Source organism: Rhodococcus sp. B7740 (assembly GCF_000954115.1).
Lineage (GTDB): Bacteria > Actinomycetota > Actinomycetes > Mycobacteriales > Mycobacteriaceae > Rhodococcoides.
This window is the reverse complement of sequence record NZ_CP010797.1, coordinates 2931615-2958056: the sequence shown is the minus strand read 5'-3', so window position 1 is coordinate 2958056 and position 26442 is coordinate 2931615. Positions and strand designations below refer to the sequence as shown.

22 protein-coding genes and 1 pseudogene are annotated in these 26442 nt (G+C 65.8%); 14 read left to right on the top strand and 9 right to left on the bottom strand.

Translation table 11 applies throughout. The features are described 5' to 3' along the window. Positions 1-16: 16 nt before the first annotated feature. The 3 genes from NY08_RS13600 (at position 17) to NY08_RS13590 (ending at position 5998) form a co-directional block, all read left to right on the top strand. Positions 17-2584 carry an IniB N-terminal domain-containing protein gene (locus tag NY08_RS13600; RefSeq protein WP_045196881.1) on the top strand — a complete coding sequence of 856 codons (2568 nt, stop codon included), beginning with the start codon at positions 17-19 and terminating at the stop codon, positions 2582-2584. A gap of 148 nt (positions 2585-2732) precedes the next feature. Beyond that, positions 2733-4541 (top strand): dynamin family protein, encoded by a 1809-nt coding sequence (locus NY08_RS13595; RefSeq protein ID WP_045196879.1) that lies wholly within the window; start codon positions 2733-2735, stop codon positions 4539-4541. After that, a complete protein-coding gene (locus tag NY08_RS13590) occupies positions 4538-5998 on the top strand; it encodes a dynamin family protein (protein WP_032396077.1) in 1461 nt (486 codons plus the stop codon). Before NY08_RS13595 ends, NY08_RS13590 begins: the two co-directional genes overlap by 4 nt. On the opposite strand, the gene NY08_RS25190 is transcribed toward NY08_RS13590, so the two are convergent. Beyond that, the gene (locus NY08_RS25190; protein WP_052683799.1) at positions 5987-6547 is read right to left on the bottom strand and encodes a hypothetical protein; all 561 of its coding nucleotides are present in this window, start codon (positions 6545-6547) and stop codon (positions 5987-5989) included. The genes NY08_RS13590 and NY08_RS25190 overlap by 12 nt on opposite strands. Positions 6548-6586: 39 nt before the next feature. Further along, on the bottom strand, positions 6587-8767 hold the full coding sequence (treS, locus tag NY08_RS13580; RefSeq protein ID WP_032396074.1) for a maltose alpha-D-glucosyltransferase: 2181 nt from the start codon (positions 8765-8767) through the stop codon (positions 6587-6589). Between the two features lie 297 nt (positions 8768-9064). Between treS and NY08_RS13575 the strand changes: the two genes are divergently transcribed. From NY08_RS13575 to NY08_RS13550, 6 genes are all read left to right on the top strand, one after another. Continuing rightward, entirely contained in the window at positions 9065-9565 is a 501-nt protein-coding gene (locus tag NY08_RS13575) for a hypothetical protein (protein ID WP_045196877.1), read from the top strand. A gap of 305 nt (positions 9566-9870) precedes the next feature. Further along, a complete protein-coding gene (gene dnaK, locus NY08_RS13570; protein ID WP_032376212.1) occupies positions 9871-11715 on the top strand; it encodes a molecular chaperone DnaK in 1845 nt (614 codons plus the stop codon). Further along, complete coding sequence (gene grpE, locus NY08_RS13565) at positions 11712-12344, top strand: nucleotide exchange factor GrpE (protein WP_045196875.1); 633 nt, start codon at positions 11712-11714, stop codon at positions 12342-12344. Before dnaK ends, grpE begins: the two co-directional genes overlap by 4 nt. Before the next feature lie 30 nt (positions 12345-12374). Next, complete coding sequence (gene dnaJ / locus NY08_RS13560; RefSeq protein ID WP_045196873.1) at positions 12375-13550, top strand: molecular chaperone DnaJ; 1176 nt, start codon at positions 12375-12377, stop codon at positions 13548-13550. Next, complete coding sequence (locus NY08_RS13555) at positions 13550-13966, top strand: heat shock protein transcriptional repressor HspR (protein WP_045196872.1); 417 nt, start codon at positions 13550-13552, stop codon at positions 13964-13966. Before dnaJ ends, NY08_RS13555 begins: the two co-directional genes overlap by 1 nt. Positions 13967-14525: 559 nt before the next feature. Next, positions 14526-15287: an FAD-binding oxidoreductase gene (locus NY08_RS13550; protein WP_045200378.1), complete on the top strand. Its 762-nt coding sequence runs from the start codon at positions 14526-14528 to the stop codon at positions 15285-15287. Positions 15288-15290: 3 nt separating this feature from the next. Here the strand turns inward: NY08_RS13550 and NY08_RS13545 are convergent, their stop codons facing one another. Both NY08_RS13545 and NY08_RS13540 read right to left on the bottom strand, forming a co-directional pair. Further along, on the bottom strand, positions 15291-15692 hold the full coding sequence (locus NY08_RS13545) for a MarR family winged helix-turn-helix transcriptional regulator (RefSeq protein ID WP_045196871.1): 402 nt from the start codon (positions 15690-15692) through the stop codon (positions 15291-15293). Next, a complete protein-coding gene (locus NY08_RS13540) occupies positions 15689-17104 on the bottom strand; it encodes an MFS transporter (RefSeq protein WP_045200377.1) in 1416 nt (471 codons plus the stop codon). Before NY08_RS13540 ends, NY08_RS13545 begins: the two co-directional genes overlap by 4 nt. Before the next feature lie 154 nt (positions 17105-17258). Here NY08_RS13540 and NY08_RS13535 point away from each other — a divergent pair, with 154 nt between their 5' ends. Next, positions 17259-17489 (top strand): hypothetical protein, encoded by a 231-nt coding sequence (locus tag NY08_RS13535; RefSeq protein WP_045196869.1) that lies wholly within the window; start codon positions 17259-17261, stop codon positions 17487-17489. Position 17490: 1 nt separating this feature from the next. Here the strand turns inward: NY08_RS13535 and rsgA are convergent, their stop codons facing one another. The 3 genes from rsgA to NY08_RS26260 all read right to left on the bottom strand — a co-directional run bounded on the left by rsgA (position 17491) and on the right by NY08_RS26260 (position 20329). Continuing rightward, positions 17491-18507: a ribosome small subunit-dependent GTPase A gene (rsgA, locus tag NY08_RS13530; protein WP_045196867.1), complete on the bottom strand. Its 1017-nt coding sequence runs from the start codon at positions 18505-18507 to the stop codon at positions 17491-17493. A 148-nt stretch (positions 18508-18655) separates the two neighbouring features. Further along, positions 18656-20104: an alpha,alpha-trehalose-phosphate synthase (UDP-forming) gene (locus tag NY08_RS13525; RefSeq protein ID WP_032396066.1), complete on the bottom strand. Its 1449-nt coding sequence runs from the start codon at positions 20102-20104 to the stop codon at positions 18656-18658. Positions 20105-20155: 51 nt separating this feature from the next. Then, complete coding sequence (locus NY08_RS26260) at positions 20156-20329, bottom strand: hypothetical protein (RefSeq protein ID WP_008710019.1); 174 nt, start codon at positions 20327-20329, stop codon at positions 20156-20158. A gap of 105 nt (positions 20330-20434) precedes the next feature. On the opposite strand from NY08_RS26260, the gene NY08_RS13520 reads away from it, so the two are divergent. From NY08_RS13520 to NY08_RS13505, 4 genes and pseudogenes are all read left to right on the top strand, one after another. Then, entirely contained in the window at positions 20435-22183 is a 1749-nt protein-coding gene (locus NY08_RS13520; RefSeq protein WP_200893109.1) for an ABC transporter ATP-binding protein, read from the top strand. Then, entirely contained in the window at positions 22180-23928 is a 1749-nt protein-coding gene (locus NY08_RS13515) for an ABC transporter ATP-binding protein (protein WP_045196865.1), read from the top strand. Before NY08_RS13520 ends, NY08_RS13515 begins: the two co-directional genes overlap by 4 nt. A gap of 69 nt (positions 23929-23997) precedes the next feature. After that, complete coding sequence (locus NY08_RS13510; protein ID WP_045196864.1) at positions 23998-24564, top strand: TetR/AcrR family transcriptional regulator; 567 nt, start codon at positions 23998-24000, stop codon at positions 24562-24564. A 1-nt stretch (position 24565) separates the two neighbouring features. Continuing rightward, a pseudogene (locus NY08_RS13505) lies at positions 24566-25053 on the top strand (FBP domain-containing protein). Between the two features lie 143 nt (positions 25054-25196). Here NY08_RS13505 and NY08_RS13500 read toward each other — a convergent pair. Together NY08_RS13500 and NY08_RS13495 are read right to left on the bottom strand one after the other, a co-directional pair. Continuing rightward, positions 25197-25850, bottom strand: a complete 654-nt coding sequence (locus NY08_RS13500; RefSeq protein WP_045196862.1) for a hypothetical protein — start codon at positions 25848-25850, stop codon at positions 25197-25199. A gap of 30 nt (positions 25851-25880) precedes the next feature. Continuing rightward, positions 25881-26408, bottom strand: coding sequence for a hypothetical protein (locus tag NY08_RS13495; protein WP_045196860.1), 528 nt, complete (start codon positions 26406-26408; stop codon positions 25881-25883). Between the last annotated feature and the right edge of the window lie 34 nt (positions 26409-26442).

The window sequence follows — 26442 nt, the reverse complement described above, 5'->3', positions numbered from 1 at the left end:
GTCAAGGAGACCCACGATGGCTACCAACGCCGTACTCGATTTCATCCTCAGCCTGCTGCGCGACGACCAGGCCGCAGCCGCCTACTGCGCCAATCCCGAGACGACGCTGGCCGCCGCGGGACTCGGCGACGTCACTCACGCCGACATCGTCGCGGTCGCACCTCTGGTCGCGGAGTCGGGACTGTTCGCCGGTGCGGGCAGCCAGCTCTCGGCCATCCTGGGTGCAGGCGGGTCGGCGGGACTCGACGGCGCACTCGCCGGAGGCGCGAGCCTCGGTGGCGGACTGTCGGCCGGACTCGGATTGGCAGCAGGCGCAGTCGCGGGCGGCGGACTCGCAGCGGGCGGCAGCCTGACCGGCGGAATCGACGTCACCGGTGAGATCGCTGCTTCCCTGCAGGCAGCACTCGCTGCAGCGTTGGCCGTCGGAGGCCAGATCGGTCTCGAGCTCGGCACTGCCTTCGGCGGCGCACTCGACGCTCTGATCGGTGCAGGCGCAGGTATCGGCGGCGGGCTCGGCGGCGGCGTGGATCTGGACCTCGACGGTCTGCTCGGCGGAACCGTCGGACTCGGCGCGGCACTGACCGGACTGATCGGAGCAGGCGCAGGCATCGGCGGCGAGATTGGCGGAGACATCGCCGCACAGCTGCAGGCAGCACTCGACGCCGCCATCGGCGCGACCGGTGCCGTCGATCTCGGCGCACTGGCCGACATCCAGGGCGGCCTGGCCGGCGCACTCGGTGCGGTCTTCGGAGTCGGCGGAACCATCGGTGCAGAGCTCGGCGCTGCCCTCGGAGGAGTCTTCGACGCCGCACTCGGTGCCGGAGCCGGACTGGACATCGCCGGCGACCTCGGTGCCGCTCTGACCGCGGGAATCGGCGGCGCGCTCGGCGGGCTGGGAACCATCGGAGCAGATCTGACCACCGACATCGGTGCCGCATTGGACGGAGCGCTCGGCGCAGGCGGCGCACTGGTCGGCGACCTCGCAGGCGGAGTCGGCGCGAGCCTGGGCGGTCTCTTCGCCGCAGACGGTGCCATCGCAGGATCCATCGGATCCGCGCTCGGGGCAGTCCTCGACGCAGGTGCCCTCGCAGACCTCGATGTCGACGCCCTGCTGGCCGCGGGCGGCAACCTCGGCGCAGTGGTCGGCGGCGCACTGGGAACCGCACTCGATCTCGACACCAGCGCAGTCGGCAGCCTCACCGCCGCACTCGACGCTGCACTCGACGGCACGATCGGAGCAGGCGCAAACATCGGCGGCGGACTTGTCGGCGGCCTCGAAGGCGGAGTTGCCGGCGGCCTCGAAGGAATCCTCGGAACGGCATTCGGCGTCGGCGGAGCAGCCGGAGCCCAGCTCGGCACCGCCCTCGAATCGGTACTCGACACCAGCGCAGCACTCGACCTCGGAGCCGCACTCGGAGCCGGAGCCGACGTCAGCGCAGGACTCGTCGGAGCGATCGACTCAGCAGTTGCCGCCGGAGCAGACCTCTCGGGAACCGTCGAAGGAGCACTCGCCGGAGTCGGCGGACTCGGTGCAGACCTGTCGGGCGGCCTGGCCGGACTCGGCGGACTGGGCGCGGGCCTCATGGGAGGACTCGCAGGCCTCGGAAACGTCGGTGCCGATCTGACCGGTGGTCTGGCCGGCGTCGGGAACGTCGGTGGCGATCTGGCCGGTGGTCTGGCCGGCGTCGGAAACGTCGGTGGCGATCTGGCCGGTGGTCTGGCCGGCGTCGGGAACGTGGGTGGCGATCTGGCCGGTGGTCTGGCAGGCGTCGGGAACGTCGGTGCCGATCTGGCCGGTGGCTTGGCAGGCGTCGGGAACGTGGGTGCAGGTGTGGCCGGTGGTCTGGCCGGTGGTCTGGCCGGAGTGGGTGATGCAGGTGCGGGTCTGACCGGCGGCCTGGCCGGACTCGGCAGCCTCGGCGGCGGTATCGCGGGCGGAGTGGCAGGCGGCGTGGATGCTGCGGCCTCGGCCGGTGCCGGACTCGAAGGAGCCGTCACCGGTGCGGTGAGCGGCGGAATCGACGCAGCGGCGTCCGCAGGTGCGGGCCTCGAAGGTGCCGCGGGAGCTGCAGGCTCGGTTGCCGGTGGCCTCGAAGGTGCCGCGGGCGGAGTAGTGGACGCCGGAACCTCGGTGGGCGGCGAGATCGCGTCCAACGTCGGCGCAGGACTGGACACCGGTGCCTCGATCGGAGGCGACTTCGCGTCCACCGTGGGTGCGGGTTTGGATGCTGGTGCGGACGCTGCGGCTTCCGCGGGCGGCGGGTTTGATTCCGCTGCCGACCTCGGTGGCCAGGCCGCGGGCGGCCTCACCGGTGGCCTGCAGTCGGGTGTCGAGGGACTGGCGGACGCAGGCGGCAGCCTTTCCTCCGCGGCATCGGGATCGTTCGATCACTCCAGCTCGTTCGATTCCTCGGCTACGGCGAACGGCTCCGGCTGGTCGAGCGTCGACTCGGACGTCTTCGGTCAGGGCGAGACCGATTCGAGCCTGTTCAGCGACTCGAGCCTGCATGGTTCGGTGGACTCGGCAGCGGACTCCCTGGGACATGTGACCGTCGATCACGACTTCGACCCCACGCAGCCCTGATCCCCTCGCCTGCGGGTAGGCAATGACATGACTCGGCCCCGAGTGTTCCCCGGCACTCGGGGCCGAGTCGTAGCTAGAGTTCGTTCCTGGGCGTCAGTGGAGCCCGGGTACCGCGGAAGTCGACGAGAACGGTTGTGAGCACGAGCGTATGGACGGGCAATCTACGGAGCTGGCAGAGCTGCTGAGCCGAACCGCGGCGGTGGCGACATCGGCGGGAAGATCCGACCTGGTGGATCGAGTCGAGGCGGCGCGCTCGCGAGTGCTGGATCCACGTCGACGCATCATCGTGGTCGGACCGCTCAAGCAGGGCAAGAGTCAGTTCGTGAATTCGCTGCTCAATCTGACGGTGTGCTCGGTCGGCGACGACGAGACCACCGCCATCCCGACCGTGGTGTCCAATGCCGAGAGCCTGTCCGCGCAGCTCGTACTCGCCGATCCGGGCAACGAACCGATTCGAGTCGATGTTCCGCCCGAGCAGATCACGACGGTCACCCCGTCGAGTCCGCTGGCCCAGGGCCGTGAGGTGTTGCGCCTGGACATCGGGGTGGCGAGCCCGTTGCTCGCCGACGGGTTGGTACTGGTCGACACTCCCGGAGTCGGTGGGCACACGAATCCGCACGCTGCAGGCACATTGGGTCTCATTCCGTCGGCCGACGCGGTGCTCGTCGTGTCCGATGCCTCGCGCGAATTCACCGAGCCGGAACTGTCCTTTCTCCGGCAGGTGCAGGGACTGTGCCCGGCAGTGGCGGTGCTGATCACCAAGATCGACCTGTATCCGCACTGGCGGCAGATCGTCGAGGCCAATCGTGGACACCTGGATCGCGCAGGCATCGACGTGCAGATGTTGCCGGTCTCGTCTCTGTTGCGTTCGCACGCACTGCGTTTGAACGACGAGGAACTCAACGCCGAGTCCGGTTTCCAGCAGCTCTACGCGTTTCTGCGGGACGACGTGGTGGCCCGGGCGGATGTGCTGGCGCGCTCCTCGGTCTCGCTCGATGTCCGTTCCGTCACCGAACATCTGACGCTCTCGTTCGGTAGTGAGCTTGCGGCACTGAAGGATCCGGAGCGGGCCGCCGCGGCCGTCGCCGGGCTGCAGCGCGCCAAGGCCGCCGCCGAGGAGCTGCACAAGCGGTCGTCGCAATGGCAGCAGACCCTCGGTGACGGTATCGCCGATCTCGCCTCCGACATCGATCACGATCTGCGCGACCGGTTGCGGCGCGTCACCCGGGAAGCGGAAGAGACCGTCGACGAGGGGGATCCGGGCAAGGATTGGCCGCAGCTCGGCGAGTGGCTCGAGGAGCAGATCGCCGCGTCGGTGGGTGACAACTTCGTCTGGGCTCACGAACGGGCACTGTGGCTTTCGGAGTTGGTGGCCGAACACTTCGCCTCGTCCGGAGCGGCAGCGTTGCCCGATCTGGATCTCGGTGATCTCGACAACGTCCTCGATCCCGTCTCGTCCCTGGCCGATCTGGAATCCGGTCGTATCGGAATCACCCAGAAGGTCCTGGTCGGAATGCGCGGGTCTTACGGCGGTGTGCTGATGTTCGGCCTGATCACCACGTTCGTCGGATTGAGTCTGCTCAACCCTATTTCGATCGGTGCGGGTGTACTGCTGGGCACCAAGGCGTACAAGGAGGACAAGGAGAACCGCGTCAAAGCGCGGCGGTCCGAGGCCAAGATCGCGATCAGGCGATTCACCGACGACGTCAGCTTCCAGGTGGGCAAGGAGTCCAAGGACCGGCTGCGGCAGATTCAGCGAGTCCTGCGTGATCACTTCACCTCGATCGCCGAGCAGACGCTGCGCTCGCTCAACGAGTCGTTGCGCTCGGCGCAGGAGGCCGCCGCTGCCGACAACACCGACCGTGCCGCTCGCATCGCCGCGCTGGAGAAGGACATGCGGGTGGTGTCCGAACTGAATTCTCGGGCAGTATCTCTGGTCGAGGACGCTGCCGTATGAGCGTGGCGGCTCTCGCCCGGGCCCGCGACCTCATCTCTGCGGCACGATCGACGTACTCCGGTGATGCCGAAGCGTCCTGGATGCTCGACGAATGCCTCTACCGCCTGGACGAGCCGCTGCGGGTGGCCCTCGCGGGATCACTCAAGGCAGGTAAGTCGACGCTGCTGAATTCTCTCGTCGGGCAGGATATCGCCCCGACCGACGCCACCGAGTGCACGAAGGTCGTCACGTGGTACCGCAACGGCGTCACTCCCGCCGTCACGGCCTGGTACGACGGCGACCGAGCCGCGAACGTGCCGGTGCAACGGCGCGACGGGCGATTGACCTTCGACCTCGGGTCGTTGACGGCCGCACAGGTCGACCGACTCGACGTCGAATGGCCTGCAAGCGCTTTGGCACAGACGACGATCATCGACACCCCCGGTACCTCGTCTCTGTCGCGAGATGTGTCGGCACGCACGTTGGCAATGCTCACGCCCGAGAACTCGTCGTCGGGTGCGGACGCCGTCGTGTATCTGCTGCGCACTCTCAATGCGACCGACGTGTCGTTTCTCGGTCAGATCGGCGCGCACGTGGGCGGCGATTCGGGACCGCTCGGTGTGATCGGCGTCGTCTCGCGAGCCGACGAGGTGGGTTCGGGGCGGATGGACGCGATGATGTCGGCCAAGGAGGTCGCTGCGCGATTCGCGTCCGAACTCGAGGCCACCGGCCTGTGCCAGGCGGTGGTTCCGGTTGCAGGACTGCTCGCGCTCGGCGCGGAAACCCTGCGGCAGAACGAGTTCGCGGCCTTCGAGATGCTGGCGACGGTGCCCACCGAGGATCTGCAGTTGGCGATGCTCTCGGCCGACCGTTTCGTGCGCGCGGAGAGCACGCTCCCGGTCGATGCAGCGCTGCGGGCCAGCATCGTCGACCGGTTCGGGCTGTTCGGTATTCGGATGGCTGTGACGTTGATTCGGCTCGGGGTGCGCGATTCGCCGACGCTGGCTGCCGATCTGGTCGAGCGCAGTGGGCTCACCGAACTTCGGTCGGTGATCGACGTGCAGTTCGGTCAACGTGCCGACCAGCTGAAGTTGCATTCGGCTCTGGTTGCGCTGCAACGGATCCTGGAGTTCAGGCCGGAGTCTCACGCGCTTCGCACCGAGGCCGGCCGAATGCTCGCCGACGTGCACGGATTCGCCGAACTGCGTCTGCTCGGTCGATTGCGTTCCACCACGCCGAAACTGCCCGACGGCGGACTGCTCGAGCTGCAGCGCATCATCGGTGGCTTCGGTATCGCTGCCACCGAGCGTCTCGATCTGCCTCCCGATGCCGGACGAGCTCAGCAGCGCGACACCGCGCTGGCGGCCGTGCACAAGTGGCGCGCATTGTCCGAGCATCCACTGCTGGACCGGTTCACCTCGACCTCGTGCGCCACGGCGGCCCGCAGCGCCGAAGGGATACTTGCCTCACTGGCGTGAGGATGCTCGAGGGATGAGGGCGACGATCGTCGCGGCGGCAGCAGTACCCGCGACGACGAACGGCCCCCAATGCAGGACGCCACCGAGCAACGCGGGAGCGTCGGAGACGAACGTCGAGAACGTGATCGATGCACCGACGGTCAGGATTCCGACCGCGCCCATCAGGACCTTCGACGACGTCGCTGCATTGCGCAGTAGATTCAGTGCGACGAAACCGAGCAGCACGAGCACAGCCGCAGCGGCCCCGCTGGACAGCAGCGTGGCCGAGGCAGTGTTGCGGACGTCGGCCGCACTTGCTGTCGAATCTTGTTGCGCTACTGCATTTTCGACGCCGGAGAGCACAGGCTCCCAGTTCAGGGCGACCGCGGCGGCCAATGCGAGAATCAGTACCGCTGTCAGTGCCCACAGCGCATTCGCGACCTTCGGCAGTACCGAGGAAGTGGGCTCCTGCCGTGGCCGCAGCGGTTCGACGGCGACATCGGGCCGCGGTGGTTGCGGACGGGGAGGGCGGAGCCTCCGCGATGTCGGGTCGTTCTGTTCATCGGCCACGCGCAGGAGTCTATCCGTCGGCGGTGACGGGCCGCTGTCTCAGCGCAGCACCACCGGCACACCCTCGTACGGACGCAGGGTCATCGGGAAGCTGTTCAGCTCGTCAACGGTGGCGATCTCGTTGTCGTCGAAGACATCGACGGCGCAGGTACCGGGCACCAGGTGCTTGGACTGGATGGTGGCACTGATCTCCTCGGACGAGAAGTTGAGTACCGTCGCCTGGATGGTTCCCTGGCTGAGCTCGTGCACCATGACCAGCAGGCCCTTGTGCGAGACCGTCGGAATATCGATCTGCTGAGCGGTTGCGATTCCGAACCGCTTGCGCAACTCGATGATTCGCGCCAACTGGCGGGCGAACGACTGTGGGTCGGCCAGCTGCTCGGGGAGCGAGCCGTACAGGCTGCGCCCGCGGGGAATCCCCGACTCCGAGCGCACGGCTTCGGGGAAGTACCCCATCAGATCGTGTGCACCACGGTTGAGCCACCGAGTGTCACCTTCGCGGATGAGGTCGTCGACCTCCTCGGCGTCGATGGGCAGAATGCCGAGCAGATCCCAGCCCGACAGGGCGAACACGCCCGGCTGCAACGCGTTGTACATCGCCAACAGCAGGTGGGCCCGCTTGACGGTGTCGATGTCTCGCTCGTCCATGCGGTCCAGATCGCGGATGCCCAGCGATGCGGTGATCACGCTCGCTGTGGTGCAGGCGATTCCGTTGGTGGTGAACGTCCGGTTGTACGGTGCCCAACGTCCGGTGAGTCGATCGGTCAGTTCCCCGCGGATGCGATCGCCCAGATCGCTGCCCTTGACCGCCTCGCCGCCGTAGGTGAACTCGTCCTCGGCGTGCAGGGTGGCGAAGTGAATGAGCTCGAACGTCATCTCGTCGTGGTTCTGCAACGCGTGCACCAGAGACGCCGTGTCGACGCCGTGATCGCGGGCCAAAGTCATGGTGAGCCTGAGGAATTCGGTGTTCCCCATGACGAGGGCATGCTGATACGCCGGGCGGTTGATGAAGTCGTACGACAGATCGGCTCCGTTGGCACCCATGGCCTTGATGTCGTCGATGGTCAGGTTCAGCTCCTGGAAGGTGAACCCGCCCATCTTGCGCACCACGCTGGCGATCAGGTGGTTCGCTGCCTCGGACAGTGGATGGCCCTCGGACCAGCCCGGTCCCTCGGCTCGACGCTCCACACCGAGAAAACCGTTGGCGTCCAACCGCAATGCGCCTGCACCCAGATCGGCGATGGAATGGCATGCGTCGCCGATCACGAGTCGCATTCCGGCGAAGGAGGGATCGAGCCAGTTGATCGACGGCTGACCGGCCTTGAAGTAGTGCAGGTACACCCAGCGACGTTCGACGCCGTCGATACCGACGACGGGAGGTGTTGCGCTCCAGTTGGTTTCCTTCACGCCGAGCTCGTAGAAGATGACACGCTGCAGCTGACCGATGATGTATCCGGCGCGGGCGAGATTGGCCTCGGCCTCGGCGTCGATGTTCTGAGAATCGGCACCGGCCCGCACTCGCGGCAGCAGATGCCAGTCCTGCGGTTCGATCTCGACCATGTGGTAGATGCCGGGGTAGTCGGCCACGGCCATCTCGGCGAGTCTGAAGTCCGCGCCCTTGCCGGTATGGCCGGGAACGATGTCGTCGATCACGATGCCGTCGTACGCCGAGGCCACCACGCACAGGCGTCGGAACTCTTCTTCCGATCCGAATGCGGGGTCGATCTGCATGCCGATCCGGTCGAAGTGTCCGTCGACCGAGGGGGTCGGACGCCAACCGTGGATACCGCCTGCCACCTTCACCGGGCCGGTATGCACTGCGGTGACGCCGATTTCGGAGAACGCCTGCCACAGCTTCTCGTCGCCGAGAGTGCTCAGGAAACTCGTCTGTGGGGCGTTGATCACCGAGATGGGGTACGCGGTGAACCACACCGGTGCGCGCTCGACAGCGGCGCGCGGATCGGGGTCGGCATACGGGTTCTGCCACATGCTGCCCTTGCCCGAGAGTTGCTCGGCGATCAACTTGGCATCGCGCAGCATCGACTGTTCGGTGAGCCAGTCCACGTACTCGGGGTTCGACGCCACCGGTTCGCTGTCGGGAGTGGGGCTGTTGCTTCGGTTGGCGCGACGTACCGAGGGTCGAAGTGGTTTCGGCCGAGCCGGATAGAACTTCTCGTCGTAGGTGATCTCGCTCGGTTCGTGCTGCACTTCGGGATCCATGTGCCTCCGTAGCCTCGCTTTTCCTCAACCCTACGTAGGGCGCGGCCGATCCGCAGGGTTGTGGTTCCCCTGATCGGTGAGCGGTGAAACCTGGCTCGCCGACCGGTGAAACCTACGCCGAACTACACGGATGTGATTCGTCAGGGGCCCTTTCCTTCGATATGCGAACGTCATCGAATCGAGACCGCCTGGTGTGGAATGTCTGATTCGGATAGGCCATAGTGAGTCAGGTACCAACTGACCCATCTGTCACATCAGACTCATGAGTCACATCCCCCTCAGCTACAGGAGTTGTTCATGCGACGTCTTGCCCGCACATCGATCCTGGCCTCGACGGCCGCTCTGGCCGCCGCCATCGGTGCGGTCGCCCTCGCACCGGCAGCATCGGCCGAACCGGCACCCGAACCCGTCGGCCCGCTCGGCTCGGTGGTGCTCGAAAGCCCGGACCTGGTGGTGACCATGGCCGCCGTCTGCGACACCACGGTCGAGGACGCACCCGAGGGCGGTGTCGTCGCACTGCAGGTCAAGGTCGACAACGTCGGCGCGGACGACGCCTCGAACGTCAACGTCAACTACGGCGCACTGCCGGGCGTGCAGGGTCAGAACACCGAGGCGACCATCGAGGCAGGCGAAGCGGCCACGTACACCGTGCCCTCGGTCGATCGTGAATGGATCGCTCGTCCCGCCGGTGCCGCGGCATTCGCCAGTGCACTCGATGCGAACTTCCTCGACAACATCACCGGTGGCCTGCTCAGCCACAGTTGCATTCCCGCACCGGCCGAGGAGCCTGCCGAGTAACTCCTTCCGCAACAGCTTTCTCCCCGCTGCGCCGCGACGATCCTTGCTGATCGTCGCGGCGTACTGCTGTGGAGGGGCTTCGCCCCATGTGAGTAGAAGTTCGTGGCAGGCACCGAATTTCCATGCACATGCGGCGCAGCCGCTCCCTCGGGGAACAAATTCGTCACACCCTCCGTTGTGCAGGTCAGCAGCCTTGAGTGGATGAGGCTCAAGTTGGAAGTTGACGCGACAGAACGCGTTGTGCAAACTTGAGCGGAGTTCGCTCACCCAGGGACTGAATCCACGCAACAACAGGAGGAAACATTATGGCTCGTGCGGTCGGTATCGACCTCGGGACCACCAACTCGGTCGTGTCCGTCCTCGAGGGCGGCGAACCGGTTGTCGTCGCCAACTCCGAGGGATCACGCACCACCCCGTCGATCGTCGCTTTCGCCAAGAACGGTGAAGTGCTGGTCGGCCAGCCCGCGAAGAACCAGGCGGTCACCAACGTCGATCGCACGATTCGTTCCGTGAAGCGCCACGTCGGCACGGACTGGACCGTGGAGATCGACGGCAAGAAGTACACCCCTCAGGAGATCTCCGCGCGCACGCTGCAGAAGCTCAAGCGCGACGCCGAGGCCTACCTGGGTGAGGAAATCACCGACGCGGTCATCACCGTTCCCGCCTACTTCGAGGACGCACAGCGTCAGGCCACGAAGGAAGCCGGCCAGATCGCCGGTCTCAACGTCCTGCGCATCGTCAACGAGCCCACCGCGGCAGCTCTCGCATACGGCCTGGACAAGGGCGACAGCGAGCAGACCATCCTCGTGTTCGACCTCGGTGGCGGCACGTTCGACGTCTCGCTCCTGGAAATCGGCGACGGCGTCGTCGAGGTCCGTGCGACGTCCGGAGACAACCACCTCGGTGGCGACGACTGGGACGAGCGCATCGTGACCTGGCTCGTCGACAAGTTCAAGGCTCAGAACGGCATCGATCTGACCAAGGACAAGATGGCTCTGCAGCGTCTGCGTGAGGCCGCCGAGAAGGCGAAGATCGAACTGTCCTCCGGGCAGAGCACCTCGATCAACCTCCCGTACATCACGGTCGACGGCGACAAGAACCCGCTCTTCCTCGACGAGCAGCTCAGCCGCTCGGAGTTCCAGAAGATCACCTCCGACCTGCTCGACCGCACCCGTGCGCCGTTCCAGGCAGTGGTCAAGGACTCCGGCATCGCCGTCAAGGACATCGACCACGTCGTGCTCGTCGGTGGTTCGACGCGTATGCCCGCCGTCTCCGAGCTGGTCAAGGAACTCTCCGGTGGACGCGAGCCCAACAAGGGCGTCAACCCGGACGAGGTCGTGGCCGTCGGTGCTGCACTGCAGGCCGGTGTGCTCAAGGGTGAGGTCAAGGACGTTCTGCTCCTCGACGTCACGCCGCTGTCCCTCGGTATCGAAACCAAGGGTGGCGTCATGACCAAGCTCATCGAGCGCAACACCACCATCCCGACGAAGCGTTCCGAGACCTTCACCACCGCTGACGACAATCAGCCCTCGGTGCAGATCCAGGTCTTCCAGGGTGAGCGCGAGATCGCCTCGCACAACAAGCTCCTCGGCTCCTTCGAGCTGACCGAGCTGCCCCCGGCTCCTCGCGGCGTCCCGCAGATCGAGGTCACCTTCGACATCGACGCCAACGGCATCGTGCACGTCACGGCCAAGGACAAGGGCACCGGCAAGGAGAACACGATCAAGATCCAGGACGGCTCCGGCCTGTCCAAGGAAGAGATCGACCGCATGGTCGCCGACGCGGAAGCTCACGCAGACGAGGACAAGGCTCGTCGCGAAGAGGCCGAGGTCCGCAACCAGGCCGAGTCCCTCGTCCACCAGACGGAGAAGTTCGTCAAGGACAACGAGGACAAGGTCGACGCCGAGCTCAAGGGACGCGTCGAAACCGCCATCGCCGACGCCAAGACAGCTCTCGCGGGCAGCGACATCTCGGCAGTCAAGACCGCCGTGGAGAAGCTCTCGACCGAGTCGCAGGCTCTCGGCACCGCCATCTACGAGGCTCAGGCCAAGGAGCAGGGCGGCGCAGAGGGTGGCGCGCAGGCCGCTGACGACGGTGTCGTCGACGCAGAGGTTGTCGACGAGCCCGCCGACGACACGGACAAGAAGTGACGTCGGAGAACACCGAGCAAGAACCGGTCACTTTCGTGGACAAGCGAAAGATCGATCCCGAGACCGGTGAAGTACGGGAAGGTGACGCAGTTCCGGAGCCCCTGGTGGGCACCGGGGCTGCGCCCCAGCCCGACTCGGTGGACGAAGGGACCGTCGACGGTGACGTCGTGGAAGACCCGCGTGACACTCAGGTCGCAGAACTCACCGCAGATCTGCAGCGCGTCTCGGCCGAATACGCCAACTACCGGCGTCGCACCGACCGCGAGAAGCAGACCGGAGCGGAGAACGCCAAGGCGTCCGTCGTCTCGCAGCTCCTTCCGGTTCTCGACGACCTCGAGCGAGCTCGCCAGCACGGCGATCTCGAAACCGGACCGCTCAAGGCAGTGGCAGACAAGTTGGCAGGGGTGTTCTCGAACATCGGCCTGACCACCTTCGGAGCCGAAGGCGACGCCTTCGACCCGGCCATCCACGAGGCGGTCTCCCACGAGGGCGACGGCAGCAGTCCGGTCGTCGGGACGCTGATGCGTCCGGGCTACAAGCTCGGCGAGCGCGTCCTGCGGACCGCGATGGTCGGCGTCGTGGACAGTGCAGCGCAAGAATCGGATGCACCTGCGTCCGAAGAGCAGTAGACAGAAAACAGCGAGAGGAGGAAACGCCCGGTGAGCCAGCGGGAGTGGATCGAGAAGGACTTCTACAAGGAGCTGGGCGTTTCCTCCAGCGCGACTGCAGAAGAGATCAAGAAGGCGTACCGAAAGTTGGCCAGGGACAATCATCCCGACGCCAATCCCGGCAACGCCTCGGCCGAGAACAAGTTCAAGGCGGTCAGCGAGGCGCATGCCGTCCTCGCCGACCCGGCCAAGCGCAAGGAATACGACGAAGCACGACGACTGTTCGCCTCGGGCGGATTCGGTAGCCGCGGTGGCGGTGGATTCTCGCCCGGTGCAGGCGGATTCGGCGGTGGAGGCCAGACCTTCGACGTCGGCGACATCTTCGGTCAGGGCGGCGGCGACGGCGGAATCGGCGACCTGTTCGGCGGCCTGTTCAATCGCGGCGGCGCGCAGCAGCGCACGCAGAGCAACCGGCCCCGACGTGGCAGCGACGTCGAGACCGAGACCTCACTGCAGTTCCGTGAAGCGGCACAGGGCGTCACGGTCCCCTTGAAGCTGACCAGCCCGTCCTCGTGCACCACCTGCCACGGCAGCGGCGCGAAGCCCGGAACCAGCCCGCGGGTGTGCCCCCGATGCAACGGCCAAGGCGTCGTCAACAGAAACCAAGGCGCGTTCGGCTTCAGTGAGCCGTGCGACGACTGCCGCGGAAGCGGATCCATCATCGACGACCCGTGCGCCGACTGCCGCGGAACCGGAGTGCAGAACCGCACCCGGACCATCACCGTGCGCGTCCCGGCCGGCATCAGTGACGGCCAGAAGGTGCGACTCGCCGGTCAGGGCGAAGCAGGCCTGCGCGGCGCGCCGTCGGGCGACCTGTTCGTGACCGTACGGGTCAAGCCCGACAAGGTGTTCGGTCGCACGGGCGACGACCTGACGGTGACCGTTCCGGTGAGCTACGGCGAACTGGTGCTGGGTACCACGTTGTCGGTGCCCACTCTCGACGGTCGCGTGGGAGTGAAGGTTCCACCCGGCACCGTCGACGGCCGAGTGCTGCGCGTGCGCGGTCGCGGTGTGCCGAAGAAGTCCGGTACCGGCGATCTGATGGTGACCGTCAAAGTTGCCGTCCCGCAAAAACTGGACGATGCTGCCACCGACGCTCTGAAGACTTATCTGGAAGCCGAGAAGGCCAGCGGATTCGACCCGCGGGCCGGGTGGGCAGGTGTGTGATGTCGGTCCCTCCCGAGGGTGGATCCGCGAAAGCCGGCGGCGGTCAAGCTGATCCCGACGCCCAGGTCTTCGTGATCTCGGTGGCGGCACAGCTGGCCGGCATGCACGCGCAGACGCTGCGCACCTACGATCGACTCGGTTTGGTCACCCCCCACCGCACCACCGGCGGTGGGCGCCGCTACTCGCCGCGTGATGTCGCGCTGCTTCGTGAAGTACAGCGACTCTCGCAGGACGAAGGCGTCAACCTCGCCGGTATCAAGCGCATCATCGAGCTGACCAATCAGGTCGAGGCATTACAGGCTCGGGTTTCCGAGTTGGCTCAGGATTTGGCCAACGTGCACGCCAGTTATCGCCGCGACCTGGTGCCGATCCAGCGCAACGCCCTCGTGGTCTGGAAGCCACGCCACCAGCGTTAGGTTCGACGGTTTCGGCCCTGTCTGTTCGCAAACGCGCGCGCCTTTGTCAGGTGCGCGCAGTTTCGGCCCCGTCTGTTCGCAAACGCGCGCGCTTTTGTCGGGTGCGCGCATTTTTGCCGGTGATTTGGTCGCCATTTCGCGCGCGTTCAGCGAATGCGCGCGCGTTTGCGGTGGCGAGTGGTGCTGAGCGAGCGAACCTGGGCGGGGCTGGGCTGTGCGGGTCGGGCTCGGTTCACGGGGCTGCGTTATGGGTGTCTCGGGCGCACCTCCTCGCAAACGCGCGCGCCTTTGTCGGGTGCGCGCAGTTTCGTCGGTGATTCGGTCGACATTTCGCGCGCGTTCAGCGAATGCGCGCGCGTTTGCGACCCCAACGCGCGCCCGACCCCGACGCGCGACCCCGACCTCGACCCCGACGCGCGCCGACCCCGACCTCGACCCCGCCGCGCGCCCACCCCGACCTCGACCCCGCCGCGCGCCCACCCCGACCTCGATCCCGACGCGCCCGCCCAACGCGCGCGCGTTTGCTAGACACCCGGCGCCGACCCCTATTCTGGTCGGCATGCAGGCGTGGAGTTCGACGGTCGTTCAGTATCACCGTCTTCGGAACGATCTCGCCGTGATCAGACTCGAGGGCGACGCGGTGCCGTTTCGGGCGGGCCAGTCGGTGTCGGTCACGGTTCCTCAGAACACTGCTCTGACGCGGCGGTACTCACCTGCGTTGCCGCCTTCTCGAGACGGCAAGCTGGAATTCCATGTTCGAGCCGTGCCTGCCGGTTGGGTGAGCGGATCGATCGTCAACGAGACGCGGCCCGGTCATGTGTGGCAGATCAGCGATCCGCAGGGTGGTCTCCATGTCGACGATTCGGGGCGCGATGTGGTCATGATTGCGGGTGGGACCGGTCTCGCTCCGTTGCGGGCTATTCTGCTCGACCTCACACGTCGCGAGCAGCCGCCGAACGTGACGCTCTTCGTCGGCGGTAAGTCGCCTCGTGATCTGTATGCGGGCGACATGCTGTGGCTGATGGCGGCGGAGTTCCGGTGGTTGACGGTGGTACCCGTGGTCGATCAGTTGCACGAGCCGTGGGCGTCGGATCGATGGAACGACCGCATTCATGCCGAGATCGGTTCCAGCGCCTCATTTTTCGAGCCGGAGCATTGCTGGGAGGGCAGTGTGGCCGACGTCGTCGCGACGCAAGGGCCGTTCCCGGATCGCCAGATCCTGGTTTGCGGCTCACCGGGTATGGAAGCAGCGACCGTGCGCGCGCTCGTCGAGATCGGCACCCCACTCGACACCATCCGCCGCTCGAGCACTGTCCTCTGAACATCAGGGCAGCTGCAGAATCCGACGCAGATGCGCCAGGTCTTCGGCAGAGACTGTCGTGAATTCCGGCGGCGGGGCGTCGGCGATCGCTCGGGCCTTCTCGGCGAGGAGACGTCCGGTGTCGGTGAGCCCGATGATGCGGCGTCGGCGATCCTCGGGATCTTCGGTACGCAGAACCAGCTCGCGTTTCTCGAGTTCGCGGACGTTGAGCGAGATGTACGGCGCGTCGGAGGCGAGGATCTCGGCCAGCTCGGTGATCGTCCGATCGCCGGTGAGCAACTTGGTCAGCAGCTTGGCTCGCAGGAAACTCATCCCGGTGGCGTCGGCGACGGCTCGTCGGGTGTCGTGCTTCTCGAGCATCAGTGCGCGCATCTCGCGCCAGACGTGTGCTGCATCGCCGGTCATACGAGCACCGGTTGGTCGATTCGATCGGCGGTTGCGCGTGCCCATCGGCCGGTGGTGACCACTGCGAGCGCGGTGACGATCACGCCTGCGCCTGCGATGACGAACCAGGCAGGGACCGCGGCGGCGGTGAAGCCGTCGGAGATCTCGCCGACGATGCTCGCCGTGACGATGGATCCGACGACGGCCACGCCGAGCGATTGACCCACCTGCCTGCTCGTCGATGCGATGGCCGATGCCACTCCGGCCTGGCTGCGTGGCATTCCGGACACCGCGGTGTTGGTGATCGGGGCGTTGACCATGCCGAAGGATATTCCGAAGATCACGTACGCGACGGCCAGCCAAGCGAACGACGTCGTCGGAGTCAGTCGGGTGAGCATCAGTGCCGAGGCCACGAAGCCGACTCCGGCGACGAGCAGCGGAATGCGCGCTCCGAGGGTGCCGACGATGCGACCGGAGATCGGCGCGAAGATCAAGGTCATCAACGCCATGGGCAGGGTGTAGAGACCGGCGTGCAGTGGTGAGTATCCGCGCACGTCCTGCAGGTAGAGGGTGTTGAGGAACAGGAATCCGCCGAGGGATGCGAACGCGCACACGGCGATCACCGTCGCTCCGCTGAAGGGTGCGCTCCTGAAGAACTTCAGTTGGATGAGCGGTTCCTCGATCCGTGACTCGACCACCAGCAGTCCGACGAGAGAGCCGACGGCGACGGCACCGGTGAACACGATCAGCGGGGATCCCCAACCCTTCGCGGGACCTTCGATGATGGTGAACACGAGGGACGCGAGGAACGCGAAGATGAGGAACTGGCCTGCAGGGTCGAATTTGCGTGAGTGTTCGGCTTTGGATTCCGGGACGAACTTCAGTGTCATCGCCAGCGCGAAAATTCCGATCGGAACGTTGATCCAGAAGATCGACTGCCAACCGGCACCGGTGACGAGGACTCCGCCGAGGGCGGGACCGGCCGACATCGAGATGCCGACGACGGCACCCCACATGCCGATCGCTCCTGCGCGTTCTTTCGGATCGGTGAAGGTGTTGGTGATGATCGACATCGCGACGGGGTTCATCATCGAGCCACCGATTGCCTGGAGCATGCGGAAGGCGACGAGCCAGCCGAGCGACGGTGCGATGCTGCACAGCAAGGAGCCGAGGACGAACGTTCCGGTGCCGATCAGGAAGAAGCGCTTGCGGCCGTACTTGTCGGCCATCGAGCCGCCGAGCATCAACAGCGATGCCACGACCAGCGTGTATGCGTCGATGATCCACTGCAGACCCGAGACCGATGCGTTCAGATCCGCGCGCATCGACGGCAGCGCGACGTTGACGATCGTGTTGTCGGTGCTGACGAGGAACAGGCTCAGGCAGCAGATGCCGAGCACGAGATACCGGTGTCGTCGAGTCAACTCGGCCACGTTCACCTCCACGATAATGCTTGTATATCTACAACTATTACATGAGTACTCCTAAATTGTTCGACGAGCAAGTGAGATGCGGGCCAGGCAGGCCCGATAGGGTGTGTGTCACAGACTTGCTCGAACCCGATTGCTCGCTGAATGGAGAACAACAGTGGCTTCCGAGATCGCACCAGGCGACCTGGTTCAGGCGTCCGGGCATGCCGGCCCGTGGAAGGTGCTCGAGATCCGTCAGGGTCTGGCGTTGCTCGAGCATCACGACGGTCATCGGTTGTCGGTACGCACCACCACGGTCGAGGTGGTGCGCAAGGCGTCGAACAGTGAAGGTTCGACTCGGCAGGCCGAGACGGAGACCGACAGCCCCTCACTGTTCGACGAGAGCTGACCTACCGCCCTCTACCGTCGACTGCGTACTTCTGGCGCAGCGACTTCGAGATCTGCTTGTACTCACGCAGCTTCTCGCTGCGTGCGCGTGCATCGTGCCTGGAGGTGGCCCAGGCGTTCTCTCGCAACAGTTTTCGGTAGTTGCTTAACCTTCTCTCGGTGAGCTCGCCCGCGTCGACGGCGGCGAGTACCGCGCACCCGGGTTCGCGTTCGTGCGCGCAGTCAGCGAATCGACACGACGCGGCGAGTTCGTCGATGTCGGAGAAGGCGCTCGCCACAGCGTCTTCCGATCCTTGGACGCCCACCGAACGTAGTCCAGGCGTGTCGAGCAGCACCAGTTCTCTCTCCGGGATGGGCACCAATTCCCGATGCACCGTCGTGTGCCTGCCTTTGCCGTCGCCCTCGCGGGTCGCCCCGGTGGCGAGAACCGCACCGCCCAACAGAGCGTTGCCGAGTGTCGACTTGCCCGATCCCGACGGCCCGATCAGGGCGACCGTGCCGCGCAGATGTGCTGCCAGCGAATCGATTCCGCCGTCCGATACTGCACTGGTGCTGCACACGGTGACGCCCGGCGCGGCGGACGACAACACTTCTTCGGCGACGCTTCCGCTGTCGGTCTTGGTTATCGCGAGGACGGGAACAGCGCCGCTGCCCCAGGCAAGGGTGATGTAGCGCTCGACGCGACCGAGGTCGAGGGCGGTGTCCGACGCGACCGTGACGACGACGGTATCGACGTTGGCTGCGAGAACCTGTGTGTCGGATGTGGTTCCGGCGGAGGCGCGTTCGACGGCCGTGCGGCGGGGCAGGATGGCGATCAGCCGGAACGATTCTGCGTCGAGTGCCACCCAATCCCCGGTGCAGACGGCACCGCCCGTACATCGAGCGATTCCGTTCTCGGTGGCGGCGTCGAATCCGCCGCGGTCGACGCGAACTACGCGGGCGAGAACTGCGTCCTGAGAATGCTTTTCGAACTCATCGAGCCAGTGCCGATCGAGGCCGTAGTGAAGTAGAGAGGACATGCGAGGGTTCCTTCGGAGAGGAGTGACGTGGGCTCGGGTGTGCGCTCGTCCAGGTGGCCACGATGCCCACCTCCTCACTGTTGGAATACACAAAAAGAAGCCGTCGACGGCAAAGTTACAGCCGTCGACGGTTCGAAGGAAAGCGAATTTATCGGGTGAGGTTGGTGCCCTCCGCCGGCGCTGCGAGCGCGGTCAGGAAGGAGCGGGCCCAGCGATCGACGTCGTGGGCGAGAACCTGCCTGCGCATGGCGCGCATGTGACGCTTGCCCGACTCCGGGTCCTGCTCGAGGGCTCCGATGATCGCGTCCTTCACGCTGTCGAGGTCGTGCGGGTTGCACAGGTATGCCTGTCGCAATTCGGCTGCGGCACCGGTGAATTCACTGAGCACCAGTGCGCCACCGAGATCGCTGCGGCAGGCCACGTACTCCTTGGCGACCAGGTTCATGCCGTCGCGCAGTGGAGTGACCAGCATGACGTCGGCGGCGACGAAGTAGGCCAGCAGGTCGTCGCGGGGGATGGGACGGTGCAGGTAGTGGACCACGGGGTGGCCCACCTGGCCGTACTCGCCGTTGATGCGGCCCACCTGCTGCTCGATCTCACCGCGCATGGCGACGTAGCTCTCGACGCGCTCACGGCTGGGCGTCGCCAACTGCACGATGACGTTCTCGGCCGGATCGACGCGGCCCTCTTCGAGCAGTTCGCGGAACGCGTTGAGCCGAACGTCGATTCCCTTGGTGTAGTCGAGGCGATCGACGCCGAGCATGATGCGCTTGGGGTTGCCCAGGTCCTTGCGCAGTTGCTTGGCCCGATCACGGACGGCCTTGGAGCGAGACTTGGTGTCGAGGTCACCGGAATCGATGGAGATCGGAAACGCGCCGACTCGCACGGTCCGGAAGCCGACCTGCACGACGCCCAACTTCGACCGCACTCCGACGGTTCCGCGGGACGTGGTTCCCCCGGCGAGGCGTCGGGCAAGGTAGAGGAAGTTCTGAGCACCGCCGGACAGGTGGAACCCGATGAGGTCGGCACCGAGCAGTCCTTCGACGATCTCGGTGCGCCACGGCATCTGCATGAACAGCTCGATCGGCGGGAACGGGATGTGCAGAAAGAACCCGATGGTCAGGTCGGGGCGCAGCATCCGCAGCATCTTCGGGACGAGCTGGAGCTGGTAGTCCTGAATCCAGACCGTCGCGCCCTGTGCCGCCGCCTCGGATGTCTTCTCGGCGAAGCGACGGTTCACCTCGACGTAGGCGTTCCACCAGTCGCGGTCGTACTCCGGCTTGACGATGACGTCGTGGTAGAGCGGCCACAGTGTCGCGTTGGAGAAGCCCTCGTAGTACTGGGTGTACTCCTTCTCGCTGATCGGCACCGGCCGCAGCTGCAGGTCGTCCTCGACGAACGGCTCGACGTCGACGTCCGAGACGCCGACCCACCCCACCCACGCGCCCTTGTTGGCACGCAGAATCGGTTCGAGAGCGGTGACCAACCCGCCAGGGCTTCGCTTCCATCGTGTGCTCCCGTCCGGGAGCTTTTCCAGATCGACCGGCAACCGGTTGGCTACGACGACAAAATCCGAACCCTGCGAGGCGTCAGCCACAACTGTCCAATCCGCTTGTAGATCCTTGGGTAAACAGTCCTGCGAAGAGCGTCAGTCGGTCTTCGCTACGGGATCTATACCCAACATCGACAGCAACATGCGGCACTCGTCGGCATCGGTCGCGTAGGCCGCGACGACGCGCTGAGCCTGGCTGGCCGTCTCGTATTCGAGTGGGACGATGTCTTCGTCGGCGATGTCGTTGTCGGTGGAGGTCTTGGCAGGCATGGTGTTCTCCGTACTCTCTGCTGGGCTTACATGGTGTTCGTTGGTCCCGACTCTATGTAAATGTGGCACCCCATCGCCAGTTCCCGATGCCCTAGGCTGCAGCAAATGACCGTTTCTGTGCCGCTCCGCCGTGCTCGGACAGTGGTGGAGGTGCCCTCTCCGGCCACCGGCTCCGCAATTTTGCGTCGCACCGTTCGACGGCATCGCACCCGCCTGATCGTCTCGTCGCTGCTGTTCGGGGTGCATCAACTGTGCGAAACGATGGTCCCGGTGGCGATCGGACTGATCGTCTCGCGGGCCATCGACACCGGTGATGTGACCGCGATGGTGCTCTCGTTGGTCGGTCTGGCGGCCTTGTTCGTCACCCTGTCGTACGCGTGGCGGATCGGTGCCCGCATCATCGTGGTCGCCATCGAGCGGGAGGCGCACCTGGTGCGCGTGGAGGTCGCCGGTCGCGTCCTCGATCCGCGGGGTGTGCGTACCGAGTTGTCGGCGGGCGAGTTGCTGACGGTCTCGACGTCCGACGCCGAGAAGGAGTCCTGGATTCTCGATCTGATCGCACGGGTCTTCGCGTCCGCCGTGGCGGTCGTCGCGTCCGCCGTCGCGCTGATCGTGATCGACGTTCCGCTCGGTCTCGCCGTGGTCATCGGGACGCCGGTCATCCTCATCGCGCTGCAACGACTCGCTCCGTTGCTCACCCGTGCTGCCACTGCGCAGCAGGCCGAGGTGGCCGGGGTGTCGGGTATGGCAACCGATCTGGTCAGCGGTGTCCGGCCGCTTCGCGGAATCGGTGCCGAGGATGCTGCGACGCAGCGATTCGTGACATCGAGTCGAACAGCGTTGGCTGCGACTCTGAAGCTCGCTCGCGCGAACAACGTCTATCAGGGCCTGTCGGCAACGGTCAACGCGTTGCTGGCCGTCGGGATCGCCGGTACCGCCGGGTGGTTCGCGCTGCAGGGCCGGATCTCGGTCGGTGAGTTGATCACCGTCATCGGCCTCGCTCAGTTCGTCATCGAACCTCTCACCGGATTGTCGAAGATCCCCGGCGTGGTGGCGATGGTGCGCGGATCCGCCGATCGGCTCGCCCTCGTACTCGGTGCGGAACACGTTCTACCGCAGTCCGAGTCAACGGTTCCGGTAGAGACAGATCTTGCCGTCGACGACGTTCGGTTCCGATCGCTCGACGGTCTCACGTTCCGCACCGAACCGGGCGAGATGGTCGGCGTGGTCACGTACCGGCCGCAGGACGGGGAAGCGCTCGCTACGCTGCTGTCCGGTCAGATCTCCGACGCCGACTACACCGGATCGGTTCGTATCGGCGGCATCACGGCGGGAGAGATCGATCTTCGACGCGCCCGAGAGACCGTGCTCGTCGAACCCCACATCACCGACCTGTTCGCGGGAACCGTCCGCAGCAACGTCACCGCAGGCCGGGAGCGGCCCGACGCCGAACTCGACGTCGTGCTGCACGCCTCCGCGGCCACCGATGTCGTCGAATTGCACGAGGCCGGTCTCGATCACGCCGTCACCGACCGCGGAGCCAGCCTGTCGGGCGGCCAACGCCAGCGAGTGGCGTTGGCGCGCGCACTGTCGGTCGACGCCCCGGTCCTGGTGCTGCACGACCCCACCACGGCCGTCGACGCCGTCACCGAGCACGCCATCGCCCGCGGCATCGCCGAACTTCGACATACCGAACGAGGCTCGCAGACAACGATCCTCATCACCACGAGCCCCGCGTTGCTGTCGGTGACCCATCGCGTTCTCGTCGTCGACGACGGTCGCGTCGTCGCCGAGGGCACGCACCACCATCTCGCGTCCTCGGACGCGCAGTACAAGGACGCGGTGCTGCGATGACCACCCCCGAACTTCTTCCCATCGCCACCGGTGCTCGCTCCGGTCGGTGGCTGCTGGAACAGCTGCGTCTGCGGAAAGTTCGCACCGCGGTGACGCTGCTGCTCGGCGCGGTTGCCGCGGCCATGTCGCTGGTACCGGTCTACGTGCTGGGTGTTCTGGTCGACCGTGTCCGCGACGGTGCCGACACGTCGACGATCATCGGTGTCGTCGTCGTGATCTCGGTGGCCGCGGTGATCGGCGGCATCGTCACCGGTTTCAGCGGTTATCTCATCAGCACTCTCGGTGAGGGCATTCTGGCGTCGCTGCGCGAGGCCGTCGTGCGCCGCGCGCTGCATCTGCCCGTCGCCACCTTGGAGCGAGTGGGCAAGGGCGACTTGCTCTCCCGAGTGGGCGACGACGTCGCTGTGATGGCCAAGTCGATCGGTGAGGTGATCCCGCAGCTCGTCGGTGCGATCCTGCTCGTGTGTCTGAGCATGATCACGATGCTCGGCATCGATTGGCGGCTCGGCCTGGCGGGGCTCGTCGCGCTGCCGATGTACGTCCTCGCGCTGCGGTGGTATCTGCCGCGCTCGGCACCGAAGTACGCGGCCGAACGCGTCGCGATGGGGGAGCGAGCACAGTCGTTCGTCAGCAGCATGCAGGGCGCGAAAACCGTTCGTGCGTACGGACTCGAGTCGGCGCACCTGAGCGAGATCGACCGAGCGTCGGCGAAGGCCCGAGACATCGGCGTCGACGTGTTCCGCCTGTTCACCCGCTTCGGATCTCGGAGCAACCGCGCCGAGTGCGTCGGACTGTCGGTGATCCTGCTGGCCGGATTCCTGCTCGTACGAGGCGATTACGTCACCGTCGGCGAGACGACGGCCGCAGCGCTGCTGTTCCATCGCCTGTTCAATCCGATCGGCACTCTGCTGTTCACGTTCGACGACATCCAGTCCGCCGGTGCGTCCTTGGCGCGTCTGGTCGGCGTCATCGACATCCCCGACGAGCGACCCGTCGGCGACGGTTCCGTGCCCGCCGACGCCACCTTGGACGTCACCGATCTGCGGCACGAGTACGAGTCCGGGCACGAGGTGCTGCACGGGGTGAACCTGAGGGTCGGTGACGGCGAGACCGTCGCACTCGTCGGATCCACCGGTGCAGGCAAATCCACGATCGCGGCGATCGCGGCCGGTTCCATGGCGTCGACTGCGGGGACGGTTCGTGTCGGCGGAGCACCACTGGATGCGCTGGGCAGCGACGGGTTACGACGACATGTGGCGATCGTCAGTCAGGAGGTCCACGTGTTCGCCGGCCGATTGATCGACGACGTGCGGCTCGCCGCTCCGGCTGCCGGTCGCGACGACGTCGAAGCCGCGCTGCGCACCGTCGGAGCGTGGGGGTGGGTCGAGGCGCTCGAGAACGGACTCGACACCGCCGTCGGTGAGGGCGGGCACCAGTTGACCGCGGCACAATCGCAGCAATTGGCCTTGGCACGTTTGGTTCTCGCCGATCCCGCCGTCGCGGTGCTGGACGAGGCCACCGCGGAAGCCGGCAGTTCCGGTGCTCGCGATCTCGAGGCCGCCGCCGAGGCGGCCACGAAGGGACGCAGTACGTTGATCGTCGCGCATCGCCTGACGCAGGCCGCTGCGGCCGACCGCGTGGTGGTGTTGGAGCACGGCCGGATTCTGGAGCAGGGTCCGCACGAGGAGCTGGTCGCGGCCGGTGGACGATACGCACAGTTGTGGGAGGCGTGGCAGGGCCGCTGATCGATATAGGGATTTGCCTAAAGGTATTAGTTTTGGTTACGGTGTCCTCGAATCGACGAGGAGGCCGACATGGCACGCGCAGGATTGACCGCGCAGCGCATCGTGGCAGCAGGAGCGGATCTGGCCGATGAGGTCGGCTTCGATCGCGTGACTGCCAGCGAGATAGCCAGACGCTTCGACGTGAAGGTTGCGAGCCTGTACTCGCATCTGAAGAACTCGCACGAGTTGAACGTCGGGATCGCGCTGCTGGCGTTGGAGGAACTGGCCGATCGGGTGTCCGAGGCACTGGCAGGCCGAGCGGGCAAGGACGCTCTGGTTGCCGTCGCCGACGCGTATCTCGACTATTCGCGCGAACATCCAGGTCGCTATGCAGCGACGCAGTTTCCACTCGATCACGAGACCGCTCTCGCGAGTGCGGGCGTGCGTCACTCGGCGATGATGAAGGCGATTCTCCGCGGGTACGAACTCGGCGAAGAGGATCAGGTACACGCAGTTCGATTGCTCGGCAGTGTCTTTCACGGCTACGCGAGCCTCGATGCGGCCGGCTCGTTCGCTCACAGTGCCCCCGACTCGCAGCAGTCCTGGGTCCGCATCCTCGACGGAATCGACACACTCTTACAGCACTGGAGGCAGTGACATGGAACCGATCTCCGAACGCGACATCAGGTCGTCGTTCGTCAACTCGTCCAAGGGCGACGCCGGTCGGCTCTCCCTTCCCGACATGTTCGACGCTGTGCCGTGGGACGATCTCGACTTCTTCGGTTGGGTCGACCCCAAGCTCGCCGGGAGGAGCTACATCGTCGTTCCTTCGGGGATCGCCTGCGTGGAATCGCTTTGCGCTACAAAGTCGGTGGGCCGCGCACGGCGCAGATGTGCAGCATCTGCCTCACCACGCACGCCAACGGTGGAGTGTCGTTGATGGCTGCCGCGAAGGCAGGCGAATCCGGCAGGCGCGGCAACACGGTGGGCACCTACATCTGCTCGGACCTCGCCTGCTCGCTCTACGCACGCAAGAAGAAGACCCCGGCGCTGGGCCGTCAGTTCAAAGAGGACTTCGACGTCCCGACACGAACCGCGGCAGTCGAAGACAACATTGCAGCGTTTCTCGCTCGCGTCCTCGATTGATCAACTGATGGTGGGACCGCGCGCCCCGATCGACGACTGCGCGCCCCTACTCTGATGTGAGTAGGGGCGCGCAGTCGGCAAAAAGGGTGTGAGGTCCTGTCGGAGACAGAACCGGTCGACGTCATTCGCCGACAAGACCGAAGTCAGTCCTTGTTCTTCTCCGCGATGAACAGCTTCTCGATGCGCTCCGCCTCGTCTTTCTTTGCGGCGGCTTCGTCGGAACGCTCGGCGGCCTCGGCCAGTTCGGCCTCGGACGGCGCAGCGGCCAGCTTTTCCTGCTTGTCGACCTGGGCCTGCTGAGCCTTCTTGCGATCCTCGGCGGCCTCGGCGGTGGCAGCGGCCTGCTCGTCGGCCTTCTTCTTGTCCGCAGCGGCCATGCGCTCGGCGTCCTGAGCGGCCTCGCGCTTGCGTTGCTCGGCCTCCTGACGGGCGTCACGTGCGGCTTCCTGAGCGGCGGCGTCGGCTGCGCGGCGATCCTTCTCGGCCGTCTCGCGAGCGACCTTCAGTTCGTCGTCGGCCGCGGCCTTCTTGGCCCGAGCCTCGGCGTCGAGACGTGCTGCCTCGGCGCGGTTCTCGGTGCTGTCGACGAGGGTCTCGCCGCGGTCGGCGAGGCTCTTGTCTCCCAACAGGTTTCCGACGGCGCGGTCCAGCGATCCGAGCGTGTGCTCGTACACCAGACGCGCGGGTGCTTCTGCATTCATCTTCTCGACGACGTTGGTCTCGATGAGCTGCAACGGAATTCGGGCGATCCTGTACTGGATGCGAAGGATGGTCAGTGGTATGGCTAAAACGCTCATGAAGCGAAACTCCTGGTATGAGGTAGTGGTTCAGGCCTGGTTGCGGAGCTCTTCGGCCTTCTTGCGATCGGCTTCGGCCTGACGAAGTGCTTCCTGGTGCTTCTGTGCGGCCACCATCTCGTCGGAGTCGGCCGCAGCCTGTTCGATGCGACGGTCCTCGTCGGCTTCGATCTGTTCGGCGGTCGCGTCGACCTCGGCTGCAGCGCGCTCCTGCGCCACTGCCTCACGCTTCTCCTGTTCGGCGGCGGCGAGCTGAGTCTGGCGAACCCGATCGGCGTTGGCTTCGGTGACCGCGGCGTTCTCTTCTGCGGCTTCCCGACGGCTCTCCGCTGCGGTGCGCACATCGGCCAGCTCCTCGGCGGCCTCGGTGGCCTGCGCCTCGGCGACCCGCTCCGTGGCATTGGCCTCCTTGCGCTCGCGGGCCTGCGCGGCCTGCAACTGGCCCTCGGCTGTCAACGAGTCGTTGCCGGTCACCGCACCCGCGACCTCTTTGGCCTTGCCCTTGATTCCGTCGAGCAGTCCCTTGCGTGCTTCGCCCGCTACGTTCTCGTCAGTCATGTAACACCAGGTACCCACTGGCTGTTCGAGTAAC